We start from the raw sequence: 13,059 nt of genomic DNA on the forward strand, positions 1-13,059 counted from the left end.
ACCCCGAACTCCGCCCCGTGCTCACCGGCCTCCCCGTCGCGGGTTTCACCGGCACCCTGCGCAACCGTTACCCCGGCGACGCCACCGGCACCGGCGTCGTCCGCGCCAAGACCGGCACCCTCAGCAACGTGAACACCCTCGCCGGCACCGTCGTCGACGCCGACGGCCGCCTCCTCGCCTTCGCCTTCCTCGCCACGGAGACCCCCCTGGAGAACACCGGCCCGGCCAAGAACCTCCTCACCGACGCGACATCGGCCTTGGCGACCTGCGGCTGCCGCTGAGAGGGGAAGGCAGGGGCGCAGCCCCAAGCCTTCAGGGGTGCGGGGAACCGCGCGAGCAACCACGACCCACCCGCACGTACCCACGACCCCAAGGCACCCCCACCCCCTACGGCCTGCCCCAAGCGGCAGCGCTCACGTACGGTTGACAACATGACTCGTATCGGTGGTGCCGAGATGGTCGACTGGAATCTCGCGGTGGCGACCGCGACCCGGCTCGTACGGCCGGGCCCCGAGGTGAGCCGCGACGAGGCCAGGGCCATCGTCGCCGAGCTCCGCCGGCACGCGAAGGCCTCGGAGGAGCACGTCCGGGCCTTCACCCGGATGCTGCCCGACACGGGCGACGACACCCCCGTCCTCGTCGTCGACCGGCCCGGCTGGGTCCGGGCCAACGTCGCCGGCTTCCGGGAACTGCTGAAGCCGCTGCTCGACAAGATGCAGGAACGTCGCGGCAACACCCCCGGCGGAGCCGTCCTCGGCGCGGTCGGCGGCAAGGTCACCGGCGTGGAGCTGGGCATGCTCCTGTCCTTCCTGGCCTCCCGGGTCCTCGGCCAGTACGAGACCTTCGCCCCCGCGACCCGCGACCTCCCCGCGGGCGAGAACGGCGGCGGCCGACTCCTGCTCGTCGCCCCGAACATCGTGCACGTGGAGCGCGAACTCGACGTGCAGCCCCACGACTTCCGCCTCTGGGTCTGTCTGCACGAGGAGACCCACCGCACGCAGTTCACCGCCGTCCCCTGGCTGCGGGACCACCTGGAGGGTGAAATCCAGTCGTTCTTGGGGGAGACCGAGGTCGACCCCACGACCTTCCTGGAGCGCATCAGGGAGGCCGCCCAGTCACTCGCGGGTGGCAGGCCCGAAGGAGAGGTCGGCGACGACGGTCACTCGATCGTGGAGTTGGTCCAGACCCCCGCCCAGCGCGAGATCCTCGGCCGGCTCACCGCCGTCATGTCCCTCCTGGAGGGCCACGCCGACTTCGTGATGGACGGCGTCGGTCCGGCCGTCGTGCCGTCGGTCGCCGAGATCCGCGAGAAGTTCCAGCAGCGCCGCGCGAAGGGCGCCTCCCGCCTGGACCAGGCGCTGCGCAAGCTGCTGGGTCTGGACGCCAAGCTCAGGCAGTACAGGGACGGCGAGCGGTTCGTACGGGCGGTCGTCGAACAGGTCGGCATGGACGGTTTCAACCGGGTGTGGACCTCCCCGAACACCCTGCCGACCAAGGCGGAGATCGCCAAACCGGCGGACTGGGTCGCGCGGGTGCATCGCAAGGCGGAGTCGTGAGCCGCGCGTGAGCGTGGTGAACGAATCCGGCCGACGGCAGGCGAACGCCCCTCCAATCACCCGTCCGAGGGACCGTGAGCGAGGGGTAGGCGTGCAATGCTCGGGGAACGGCCCGTCTCTGTCACCATCTACACACTCTGAGTGACCGAGCTCGGGCTCACCCCCCGACAATTTCATGAAGGGAACCGGACATGGGTCCCCACCCCGCGGTCGCGGCGATACGCCTGGCGGTCCGCCGCGTACTCCACGACCTCCTCACCGAACACCACACGAACACCCCCCTGCACGCGCCCGCCCGCGCGGCACCCGGGCGCGCGTGCGGGGGCCGACGCGCACGAGCAGCCGCTCGTGCTCGTGGCGTGCTCCGGCGGCGCCGACTCCATGGCGCTGGCCTCCGCCCTCGCCTTCGAGGCACCCAAGCTCGGCGTCCGCGCCGGCGGCATCACCGTCGACCACGGTCTGCAGCCCGGCTCCGACCTGCGCGCCGAGGAAGTCGCCCTGCGCCTGCGGGAGCTCGGCCTCGACCCGGTCGAGTCCGTCGCCGTCACCGTCGGCCGTGAAGGCGGTCCCGAAGCCGCCGCCCGCGACGCCCGTTACGCCGCCCTTGACGCCGCTGTGGAACGCCACGGCGCCACCGCCGTCCTCCTCGGCCACACCCGCGACGACCAGGCCGAGACCGTCCTCCTCGGGCTCGCCCGCGGCTCCGGCATCCGCTCCCTGTCCGGGATGGCCGCGGTCTCGGGGGCCGACGGCCGCTACCGCCGCCCCTTCCTCCAGCTCGACCGGCAGACCGCCCGCAAGGCCTGCATGGTCCAGTCGCTGCCCGTCTGGGACGACCCGCACAACGCCGACCCCGCGTACACCCGCTCCCGGCTCCGCCACGAGGGCCTGCCCGCCCTGGAGAAGGCGCTCGGCAAGGGCGTCGTCGAGGCCCTCGCCCGTACGGCCCAGCTCTCCCGGGACGACGCCGACGCCCTCGACAGCTGGGCCCGCCAGGCCGAGCCCGCCGTCCGTGACGCCGCGGGCCTGCTGGAGTGCGCCAAGCTCTACGCCCTGCCGCCCGCGGTGCGCCGCCGGATCCTGCGCCGGGCCGCCATCGAGGCCGGTGCCCCGGCGGGTTCCCTCTTCGCCCGGCACATCGAGGAGATCGACCGTCTGATCACCGGCTGGCGCGGTCAGGGGGCCATCAATCTCCCCGGCCGGGTCGTCGCCCAGCGGCAGGGTGGCAGACTGGTGATTCGGCAAGGCTGAAACCGGACGCCGACGGGGCCCGCGCGACGGGCCCCGAGCCCCCCGCACGGGAAGCGGGCGTCCGGGAGCGGCCCTGGGACGACCGAAAGTGATGCGGGTGGACGCGAAAGACATGGGCACCGACCTCAAAGAGGTGCTCATCACCAAGGAAGAGATCGACGCGAAGCTGGCCGAGCTGGCCGCGAAGATCGACACGGAGTACGCGGGCAAGGACCTGCTGATCGTCGGTGTCCTCAAGGGCGCGGTGATGGTCATGGCGGACCTCGCCCGGGCGCTGTCCACCCCGGTCACCATGGACTGGATGGCCGTGTCCTCCTACGGCGCGGGCACCCAGTCCTCCGGTGTGGTGCGGATCCTCAAGGACCTCGACACCGACATCAAGGGCAAGCACGTCCTGATCGTCGAGGACATCATCGACTCCGGGCTGACCCTGTCCTGGCTGATCTCCAACCTCGGCTCCCGCGAGCCAGAGTCCCTGAAGATCTGCACGCTGCTGCGCAAGCCCGACGCCGCCAAGGTCGCGATCGACGTGGAGTGGGTCGGCTTCGACATCCCCAACGAGTTCGTCGTGGGCTACGGCCTCGACTACGCCGAGAAGTACCGCAACCTCCCGTTCGTCGGTACGCTCGCGCCCCACGTCTACGGCGGCTGAACCAACCCCCGTAAGACGCTCGGGAACCCCAGCGGGTTTCGCGCCGTTGGAGCATGCGAGGACGGTATCGACATCGGTCCCCTGCGGCTTCGGGTGACAAAGCTGGGGTACCGTCCGAAGAACAGTCTTTTATCAAACTCACTATGGCAGGAGGGACGGGGCGGCACCGCTCCGTATGGATGGACGTGAAGCGATACTTCCGTGGGCCAGTCATGTGGATCGTGCTGGCCGTCCTTGCCGTGGTCGTGTTGATGCAGGTCGTCGGCTCGTCCGGCGGCTACAAGACGGTGGACACCGGCCAGGTGGTCCAGGCGATCAATGACAACAAGGTCAAAGAAGCCAAGCTGACCACCGGCGAAGAGCAGCTCCTCAAGGTTCAGCTCAAGGACGGCCAGAAGATCGAGGGCAGCTCGAAGATCCAGGCGAGCTATATCGGCGACCAGGGCGTCACCCTCGCCAACACCCTGCAGGACAAGTTCCAGAACAAGCAGATCGCCGACGGCTACACGGTCTCCCCGACCAAGCAGAACGCTTTCGTCGGCATCCTGCTGTCTCTGCTCCCCTTCGTCCTCATCGTGGTCGTCTTCCTGTTCCTGATGAACCAGATGCAGGGCGGCGGCTCCCGGGTCATGAACTTCGGGAAGTCCAAGGCCAAGCTCATCACCAAGGACACCCCGAAGACGACGTTCTCCGACGTCGCCGGCGCGGACGAGGCCGTCGAGGAGCTCCACGAGATCAAGGAGTTCCTGCAGGAGCCGGCCAAGTTCCAGGCCGTCGGCGCCAAGATCCCCAAGGGCGTGCTGCTGTACGGCCCGCCCGGTACGGGCAAGACGCTCCTCGCGCGCGCCGTCGCCGGCGAGGCGGGCGTCCCCTTCTACTCGATCTCCGGTTCCGACTTCGTCGAGATGTTCGTCGGTGTCGGTGCCTCCCGGGTCCGTGACCTCTTCGAGCAGGCCAAGGCGAACGCCCCGGCGATCGTCTTCGTCGACGAGATCGACGCGGTCGGCCGCCACCGCGGCGCCGGCCTCGGCGGCGGTCACGACGAGCGCGAGCAGACGCTCAACCAGCTGCTCGTCGAGATGGACGGCTTCGACGTCAAGGGCGGTGTGATTCTCATCGCCGCGACGAACCGTCCGGACATCCTCGACCCGGCCCTCCTGCGCCCCGGCCGCTTCGACCGCCAGATCGCGGTCGACCGCCCGGACATGCAGGGCCGTCTGGAGATCCTCAAGGTCCACCAGAAGGGCAAGCCGGTCGCGCCCGACGTCGACCTCGGCGCCGTCGCCCGCCGCACCCCCGGTATGACGGGTGCCGATCTCTCCAACGTCCTGAACGAGGCCGCGCTCCTCACGGCCCGCAGCGACAAGAAGCTGATCGACAACCACATGCTGGACGAGGCGATCGACCGTGTGGTCGCGGGCCCGCAGAAGCGGACCCGGATCATGTCGGACAAGGAGAAGAAGATCACCGCGTACCACGAGGGCGGACACGCCCTGGTCGCGGCGGCCTCACCGAACTCCGACCCGGTCCACAAGATCACGATCCTGTCGAGAGGCCGTGCCCTCGGCTACACGATGGTCCTGCCGGACGAGGACAAGTACTCGACGACCCGTAACGAGATGCTCGACCAGCTCGGGTACATGATGGGTGGCCGCGCCGCCGAGGAACTGGTCTTCCACGACCCGACCACCGGCGCCGCGAACGACATCGAGAAGGCCACCAACCTGGCCCGCGCGATGGTCACGCAGTACGGCATGACCGAGCGTCTCGGCGCCATCAAGTTCGGCGGCGACAACACGGAGCCGTTCCTCGGACGTGAGATGGCTCACCAGCGCGACTACTCGGAAGAGGTCGCCGCGCTCGTGGACGAGGAAGTCAAGAAGCTCATCGAGAACGCGCACAACGAGGCCTGGGAGATCCTGGTCGAGAACCGCGACGTCCTCGACAACCTGGTGCTCCAGCTGCTGGAGAAGGAGACGCTGGGCAAGGAGGAGATCGCCGAGATCTTCTCCGCCATCGTCAAGCGCCCGGCCCGGCCCGCCTGGACCGGCTCCTCGCGCCGCACCCCGTCCACCCGTCCGCCGGTGCTCTCCCCGAAGGAGCTCGCACTGACGAACGGCGCCAACGGCGCGGCACCGGCGATCACCACCAAGGCGCCCGCCGAGGCGACCCCGGAGGAGAGCCCGGAGAGCTGACGCCCCACCGACGAGAACCGGCCACCGGGAGCCTGCGGCTCCCGGCCCGGGCCGCCTCGTCAGGCCCGGAATGATTGCCGCGCCCCCCTGGTTCTAGCCTGGGGGGCGCGGCATTTTCGTATGGCCGAAAGAGGGCCGCAAAAAGGCCGAGGACGAGACGCGTCATCCGTACGTGTCACAGGCTCAGGAGCGAGGCACGACATGACCGACCCCGTGACGCTGGACGGCGAGGGCATCATCGGCGAGTTCGACGAGAAGCGCGCCGAGAACGCCGTACGAGAACTTCTGATCGCCGTCGGCGAGGATCCCGACCGGGAGGGGCTGCGGGAGACGCCGGCGCGGGTGGCGCGGGCGTACAGGGAGATCTTCGCGGGGCTGTGGCAGCAGCCGGAGGATGTGCTGACCACCACCTTCGACCTCGGTCACGACGAGATGGTGCTGGTCAAGGACATCGAGGTGTACTCGACCTGTGAGCACCATCTGGTGCCGTTCCGGGGCGTGGCGCACGTCGGGTACATCCCGTCCACCACCGGCAAGATCACCGGTCTGTCGAAGCTGGCGCGGCTCGTTGACGTCTACGCGAGGCGCCCGCAGGTGCAGGAGCGGATGACGACGCAGATCGCCGACTCGCTGATGGAGATTTTGGAGCCGCGCGGGGTGATCGTGGTCGTGGAGTGCGAGCACATGTGCATGTCGATGCGGGGCATCCGCAAGCCCGGCGCGAAGACCATAACGTCGGCGGTGCGCGGCCAGCTCAGGGACGCGGCGACCCGCAACGAGGCGATGAGCCTCATCATGGCCCACTGACTCCCGTTGCCGGGAGCGGCGGAACACGGCCACTGCCGGGGGCCTAGGCTTGACGCATGAGCAAGCAGAACCGGCGTGGGTGGGTGGCCGGATTGCCCCGGTGGGACCGTTGCGCGGTCATGGGTGTCGTCAACGTCACCCCGGACTCCTTCTCCGACGGCGGACGCTTCTTCGACACCACGGCGGCGGTCAAGCACGGTCTGGACATGGTCGGGGAGGGCGCGGACCTGGTGGACGTGGGCGGCGAGTCGACCCGTCCCGGCGCGGCCCGCGTCGACGAGGCGGAGGAGCTGCGCAGAGTCGTCCCGGTGGTGCGGGGGCTGGCCTCCGAGGGCGTCACCGTCTCCGTGGACACCATGCGCGCCTCCGTGGCGGAACAGGCGCTCGCCGCCGGCGCCGCCCTCGTCAACGACGTCAGCGGCGGGCTGGCCGACCCCGCGATGATCCCGGTGGTCGCCGACGCGGGCGCCCCCTTCGTGGTGATGCACTGGCGCGGCTTCCTGGAGGGCGGCAACGTCAAGGGCGTCTACGAGGACGTCGTCACCGAGGTGCTGGACGAGCTGCACGCGCGCGTGGAGGCCGTTCTGGAGGGCGGTGTCGAGGCGGACCGGGTCGTCGTCGACCCGGGCCTGGGCTTCTCCAAGGACGCCGAGCACGACCTCGCCCTTCTCGCGCACCTCGACCGGCTGCACGGGCTCGGCCGGCCCCTGCTGGTCGCCGCCTCTCGCAAGCGGTTCCTCGGCCGGGTGCTGGCGGGCTCCGAGGGTGCCCCGCCGCCCGCGCGGGAACGGGACGCCGCCACGGCCGCCGTGTCGGCCCTGGCCGCGCAGCAGGGCGCCTGGGCGGTCCGTGTGCACGAGGTCCGCGCCACCGCCGACGCGGTGCGTGTGACCCGCGCCATCGAAGGGGCCGGGGAGCGGTGAGCGCCCCCCACCTCGACGTCGAACAGGTCGAACTCGCCAACCGCGCCTTCTACGAGGCCATGGAACAGGGCGACTTCGAGACGCTCTCCTCGCTCTGGCTGGCCCCGGCCGACGTGGGCGTGGACGAGGAGTACCACGACCCCGCCGAGACCGGCGTGATCTCCTGCATCCACCCCGGCTGGCCGGTCCTGACCGGGCGCGGCGAGGTGCTGCGGTCGTACGCGCTGATCATGGCGAACACGGAGTACATCCAGTTCTTCCTCACCGATGTGCATGTCTCGGTCACCGGGGACACCGCGCTCGTCACCTGTACCGAGAACATCCTCAGCGGGGGCCCGGCGCCGGACGGCGGTGACGAGCTGGGGCCGCTCGTGGGGCAGCTGGTGGTCGCCACGAATGTGTTCCGTCGCACACCCGACGGCTGGAAGCTCTGGTCGCACCACGGTTCCCCGGTCCTGACGGAGTCCGAGGACGACGAGGGCGAGGAGTCTCCTTCCTGAGCGGAGTCACCTGCCTGGGTGGGCGTGCGGTGCGCAGGGCCCAAGGGGTGATTGGGAACACGGGTGCGCGGGTAGGGGCGGCTTCCGACCCGTGAGCCGACGCGTCCCTTGGGGGAAACGCTCGATGAACCCTGTCCGTACGGAAGTGGAATCGAGTCTTCCGAGGGTGAGCGCTGTCAGTGCCCGCAGGTAGATTCGAAGGTGGCCGGTGTGCCGACCGTGTTCGGACGACACGGAGGACATCGGCCGTTCCCGACGACTGCAGGAGTGATTCGCGTGGATCGTGTCGCGCTGCGCGGCCTCAGGGCCCGTGGGTACCACGGGGTGTTCCCGGGCGAACGCGAGGAGGGCCAGACCTTCGTCGTGGACCTCACGCTCGGGCTGGACACCCGGCCGGCCGCGGCCGACGACGACCTGGCGAAGACCGTGCACTACGGGATCGTGGCGGAGGAGGTCGTCGCCGTCGTCGCGGGCGAGCCGGTGAACCTCATCGAGACGCTCGCCGAGCGCATCGCCCAGGTGTGTCTGCGGCATGAGGTGGTCCAGGAGGTCGAGGTCACCGTCCACAAGCCGAACGCGCCGATCACGGTCCCCTTCGACGACACGACCGTCACCATCACCCGGAGCCGAGTATGACCGCGTTCTTCACCGAGGGTCAGAGCGACCCGACCGTACAGCCGGTGCCGGCCTCCGTCGTGCAGAAGGTGGACGAGGCCGACACGACCCTGCACAACCCCCGCCGGGCCGTGATCTCCATCGGCTCGAACCTGGGCAACCGGCTGGAGAACCTCCAGGGCGCCGTCGACGCCCTGGAGGAGACCCCGGGCGTCCGCATCAAGGCCGTGTCGCCGGTGTACGAGACCGAGCCGTGGGGTGTCGCGCCGGGCAGCCAGCCCTCGTACTTCAACGCGGTGGTGGTCCTGAAGACCACCCTGCCGCCCGCCTCGCTGCTGGAGCGGGCCCAGGCCGTGGAGGAGGCCTTCCACCGGGTGCGGGACGAGCGGTGGGGCCCGCGCACGCTGGACGTCGACATCGTGGCGTACGCGGACGTCGTCTCCGACGACCCGGACCTGACCCTGCCGCACCCGCGCGCGCACGAGCGGGCGTTCGTCCTCGCGCCGTGGCACGACGTGGAGCCGGAGGCCCAGCTCGCCGGCCGCGGCCCGGTCGCGCTGCTCCTCGACGGGATCACCCGCGAGGGCGTGTCGCCCCGCGCCGACCTGGAACTCCAGCTGCCCGAGTAGTCGTTAAGGTCTACCGAGTCGGGATCATCCCCGACGCCGTCGGGACCACCGGCCGGGCCGACCACCCGGCACCGTGGGGGCCGGCGTCCGTGGACCATCGGGCTCGTCGAAGGGGCATCGTGAAAGAGCTGCGCATCAGGACGCTGGCCGCGGTGTTCGTGGTGGCGGGGGTGCTGTCCTGGGCCGGGGCCCGGCTGTGGAACTCGGTGGACACCCTGCCGAGCGTCCCGCTGGCCGCCCCCATCGTGCTCGCCCTGATCGCGGCCGTCCTGACGGCCACGGCACTGTCCCTGCGCAGCCGGCTCAAGGCCCAGCGCGAGCGCCGGCCGGAAGCCAAGGGCGTCGATCCCCTGATGGCCGCCCGCGCCGTCGTGTTCGGCCAGGCCAGCGCCCTCGTCGCCGCTCTCGTCGCCGGGATGTACGGCGGCGTCGGCGTCTTCCTCCTGGAGTACCTGGAGGTCCCGGCCCGCCGCGACCAGGCCATCTACGCCGGTTTCTCCGTCCTCGCGGGCATCGCCGTCATAGTGGCCGCCTTCTTCCTGGAGCGCGTCTGCAAACTCCCGGAGGACGACGAGACGGGCGGCGGGGCGGCGCGGGCGACATGACGCCGGGCGGGCCCGCGGCCCCTTGAGTCGGCCGAAGGCCACACAAGGGGCGCGGGGAGCTGCGCGGCCGGCCACGGACGGCCCGCACTGTTCCTACGGCCGCACTGTTCCTACGGCGGGCCGCGCCGGCCCTGCGGCGCGACCACTCAGGCGGCGTTGCTCGCGGAGCGCACCGCGTGGGCGCAGGGGGCCGGAGCCTTCGGGCGGCGGCGCAGCAGGCGGGGCAGGGCGAGGTTGACGAAGCCCTCGGCCTGCATGGCGGCGAGGCCGATGCGGGGGAGGTCGCGCGAGGTGGCGTACACGACGAAGCGGGGCTCCCAGCGGGGGCGGAACTTGGCGTTGAACTTGTAGAGCGACTCGATCTGGAACCAGCGGGAGAGGAAGACCAGCAGGCCGCGCCAGGCGCGCAGGACCGGGCCGGCGCCGATCTTCTCACCGCGGGCCAGGGCCGAGCGGAACATCGCGAAGTTCAGGGAGACCTGGCGGACGCCCAGGCGGGGGGCCGCCTGGAGGGCCGCGACGATGAGGAGTTCGTTCATGCCGGGGTCGGCGGAGCGGTCGCGGCGCATCAGGTCAAGGGAGGCGCCGTCCGCCCCCCAGGGCACGAAGTGGAGGACGGCCTTCAGGTCGCCGTACGGACCGGGGACCTCGTCGGCCTTGTGCGCGGTGGCGATGAGGCAGTCCCCGTCGGCCGGATCGCCGATGCGGCCGAGGGCCATGGAGAAGCCGCGCTCGGTGTCGGTGCCGCGCCAGTCCTCGGCGGCGCGGCGGATCCGGTCCAGCTCGGCCTCGCCGAGGTCACGGACGCGCCGTACCCGGGTCTCGTAACCGAGCCGCTCGATGCGCTTCACCATTTGACGCACGTTGCGCATCGCGCGTCCGGCGAGGGAGAAATCCGCGACGTCCACCACCGCCTCGTCGCCCAGTTCGAGGGCGTCCAGGCCGGTCTCCCGGGTCCAGACCTCCGCGCCGGTCTCCGAGCAGCCCATGACGGCCGGGGTCCAGGAGTGCGCCTTCGCCTCGTCCATGAAGTGTTCGATCGCGCCGGGCCAGGCCTCGACATCGCCGATCGGGTCGCCGCTGGCGAGCATCACCCCGGAGACGACGCGGTACGTCACCGCCGCCTTGCCGCTGGGGGAGAAGACGACCGCCTTGTCGCGGCGGAGCGCGAAGTGGCCGAGCGAGTCGCGGCCGCCGTGCTTGTCGAGCAGGGCGCGCAGCCGTGCCTCGTCGTCGTCGGTGAGGCGGGCCGCCGGATGTTCGGGGCGGAAGGCCAGGTAGATGGTGGTGATGGCGGTCAGCAGACCGAGGGCGCCGAGGGAGAAGGCCACCGTCCAGGACGTGCTGCCGGCGTAGTCGACCGGGCCCTCGAAGCCGAACAGGCCGTAGATGACGTGTTCGAGGCGGTCGGCGAGGCTCGGGTCACCGACCATGCGTCCGGGGTGGGCGCTGACGACGACCAGACCGAGGACGATCGAACCGGCTCCCATCAGCACGAAGTTGGCGAGCGCCCGCCAGCGGCTGGTGGGGTCGGGCAGGGCGCGGAACTCGTCGCGGTGCCGCAGCAGCGGGATGAGCAGCGCGAGCGAGACGAGCACGCCGACGAGCGAGTGGCGGTAGGTGAACTGGGCGATCGCCCCGGCCGGGAGCAGGACCACGGCCGCCCGCCAGGCCCGCCGCTTGCGCCGGCGCAGCCCGTGCGCGAGGAGCAGCAGCAGGACGCCGGCGCTCAGGGAGAGCGCCGCCGCGAACGGGCCGAGTGCGCCGGGGAGCACCTCGGCCAGCGCGTGCATCCGGCTGTTGCGGAAGCGGGGGAACACCCCCGCGGCGATGTCCACGAGCCCGACGAGTGTGCAGGCCCTGGCGACCAGGGCAGGTACGGCCTCGGGGCGCGGGCCGCGCAGTACACCGCGCAGGGCGCCCCGCACCGCGCCCCGGTGTGCGCCCTTCGGCTGCCGCTCGGTGCTCGGCGCGAGTCGGTCCGACCGGACCGGAACCCCACCCGACATTTCCCCATCTGTCCTGACAGACATCGCATCCCGTAGTTCCGCGAGAGAGCTTGGACCCGGTGCCTTTCCGGCATCCGGCGACATTGCGCCCTCTAGGACGGTGGCTCGGCGGAGGAGGTTCACTCTCCATCGGAAAGCTGAGCCAAAGGGCAGGGAAAGACAAGGAAAGAAAGGTCGGCGGGGGACTACCCGATGGGTCTTACAAGCAACAAGGTCCTGGCGTTGGCGGTGCTGTCCGCCGTGCTGCTGTTCGTCGGCACGGTGTGGTGGTGGCCGCGGCTGGCCCGGCGCGGGTGGCGGCCGGTCGGCGGTCGGATCGTCTTACTGCTGGCCACGCAGGTCGCCGTCTTCATGGCAGTCGGCCTCGCCGCCAACCAGGCCTTCGGGTTCTACGCCAGCTGGGCCGACCTCCTCGGCCGGGAGACCGGGCAGGGGGTGGTCGTCGACCACGACGCGGCCGACACCGGGGGCCCGCTGCGGGTCGTCGACACCCAGCAGGTGAACGTGGCCGGTGGCGGCCGTCCCACGGTCGGCGGCCAGATCCAGAAGGTCGAGATCGTCGGCCGTACGAGCCGGATCGCGAGCCCGGCGTACGTGTATCTGCCGCCGGAGTACTTCCAGCCCCGGTACCGCACCCGCACCTTCCCCGCGGCGGTCGTCCTCACCGGCTACCCGGGTACCGCCGAGGCGCTCATCAAGGGGCTGCACTTCCCGCAGACGGCCCACGCGTTGGCCCGGGACGGGAAGGCGCAGCCGATGATCCTGGTCATGCTGCGGCCGACCGTGGCGCCGCCGCGCGACACCGAGTGCGTGGACGTCCCGGGCGGGCCGCAGACCGAGACGTTCTTCGCCCGGGACCTGCCGGACGCCGTGGGCCACCACTACAGGGTCGGGAAGAAACCCGGCAGTTGGGGTGTCATCGGCGACTCGACCGGTGGCTACTGTGCGCTGAAACTCGCCATGCACCACCCACGGGTGTTCGCCGCCGGCGCGGGCCTCTCGCCGTACTACAAGGCGCCGATCGACCCGACGACCGGTGATCTCTTCCAAGGGGACAAGACGCTGCGGAACGAGGCCGACCTGTTCTGGTATCTGAAGCACCGTCCGGCGCCGGACACCTCTCTGCTGGTCACCAGCAGCAAACAGGGGGAGACCAACTACAAGGCCACGCTGAAGTTCATCGAACAGGTGAAGGAGATGCGGCCGACACGGATCTCGTCGATCATCCTCGACAGCGGTGGGCACAACTTCAACACGTGGCGCCGGGAGATCCCGGCGACGTTGCAGTGGATCAGCGGGCGGTTGAGCGACCGGTGA

General features: G+C 70.7%; 12 protein-coding genes and 1 pseudogene. 12 read left to right on the plus strand and 1 reads right to left on the minus strand.

The annotated features are described in order from the left end of the window. The 11 genes and pseudogenes from P1P70_RS10980 to P1P70_RS11030 form a co-directional block, all read left to right on the plus strand. The coding region (locus tag P1P70_RS10980; protein ID WP_319236591.1) for a D-alanyl-D-alanine carboxypeptidase at positions 1–281 on the plus strand (281 nt) is incomplete at its 5' end. Between the two features lie 150 nt (positions 282–431). Next, a complete protein-coding gene (locus P1P70_RS10985) occupies positions 432–1,556 on the plus strand; it encodes a zinc-dependent metalloprotease (RefSeq protein ID WP_319236593.1) in 1,125 nt (374 codons plus the stop codon). Positions 1,557–1,747: 191 nt separating this feature from the next. After that, positions 1,748–2,807, plus strand: a pseudogene (gene tilS / locus P1P70_RS10990) (tRNA lysidine(34) synthetase TilS). Between the two features lie 91 nt (positions 2,808–2,898). Next, positions 2,899–3,459, plus strand: a complete 561-nt coding sequence (gene hpt, locus P1P70_RS10995) for a hypoxanthine phosphoribosyltransferase (protein WP_239756444.1) — start codon at positions 2,899–2,901, stop codon at positions 3,457–3,459. Positions 3,460–3,638: 179 nt separating this feature from the next. Next, a complete protein-coding gene (gene ftsH, locus P1P70_RS11000; protein ID WP_319236595.1) occupies positions 3,639–5,654 on the plus strand; it encodes an ATP-dependent zinc metalloprotease FtsH in 2,016 nt (671 codons plus the stop codon). 201 nt (positions 5,655–5,855) lie between these two features. Next, positions 5,856–6,461 carry a GTP cyclohydrolase I FolE gene (folE, locus tag P1P70_RS11005; RefSeq protein WP_319236597.1) on the plus strand — a complete coding sequence of 202 codons (606 nt, stop codon included), beginning with the start codon at positions 5,856–5,858 and terminating at the stop codon, positions 6,459–6,461. Positions 6,462–6,517: 56 nt separating this feature from the next. Beyond that, positions 6,518–7,384 (plus strand): dihydropteroate synthase, encoded by an 867-nt coding sequence (folP, locus tag P1P70_RS11010; RefSeq protein ID WP_319236599.1) that lies wholly within the window; start codon positions 6,518–6,520, stop codon positions 7,382–7,384. Next, on the plus strand, positions 7,381–7,884 hold the full coding sequence (locus P1P70_RS11015) for a nuclear transport factor 2 family protein (RefSeq protein WP_319236601.1): 504 nt from the start codon (positions 7,381–7,383) through the stop codon (positions 7,882–7,884). The genes folP and P1P70_RS11015 overlap by 4 nt, the downstream gene beginning before the upstream one ends. A 276-nt stretch (positions 7,885–8,160) precedes the next feature. Then, positions 8,161–8,520 (plus strand): dihydroneopterin aldolase, encoded by a 360-nt coding sequence (gene folB / locus P1P70_RS11020; protein WP_319236602.1) that lies wholly within the window; start codon positions 8,161–8,163, stop codon positions 8,518–8,520. Continuing rightward, positions 8,517–9,128 carry a 2-amino-4-hydroxy-6-hydroxymethyldihydropteridine diphosphokinase gene (gene folK, locus P1P70_RS11025; RefSeq protein ID WP_319236604.1) on the plus strand — a complete coding sequence of 204 codons (612 nt, stop codon included), beginning with the start codon at positions 8,517–8,519 and terminating at the stop codon, positions 9,126–9,128. The genes folB and folK overlap by 4 nt, the downstream gene beginning before the upstream one ends. Before the next feature lie 119 nt (positions 9,129–9,247). Beyond that, positions 9,248–9,733, plus strand: a complete 486-nt coding sequence (locus P1P70_RS11030) for a DUF3180 domain-containing protein (protein ID WP_319236606.1) — start codon at positions 9,248–9,250, stop codon at positions 9,731–9,733. A 146-nt stretch (positions 9,734–9,879) separates the two neighbouring features. On the opposite strand, the gene P1P70_RS11035 is transcribed toward P1P70_RS11030, so the two are convergent. Then, a complete protein-coding gene (locus P1P70_RS11035) occupies positions 9,880–11,742 on the minus strand; it encodes a phosphatidylglycerol lysyltransferase domain-containing protein (protein ID WP_319236608.1) in 1,863 nt (620 codons plus the stop codon). Positions 11,743–11,934: 192 nt separating this feature from the next. Between P1P70_RS11035 and P1P70_RS11040 the strand changes: the two genes are divergently transcribed. After that, on the plus strand, positions 11,935–13,059 hold the full coding sequence (locus tag P1P70_RS11040; RefSeq protein ID WP_319236610.1) for an alpha/beta hydrolase: 1,125 nt from the start codon (positions 11,935–11,937) through the stop codon (positions 13,057–13,059).

The sequence above is a fragment of the Streptomyces sp. MB09-02B genome, from assembly GCF_033794485.1.
Taxonomy (GTDB): Bacteria; Actinomycetota; Actinomycetes; order Streptomycetales; family Streptomycetaceae; genus Streptomyces.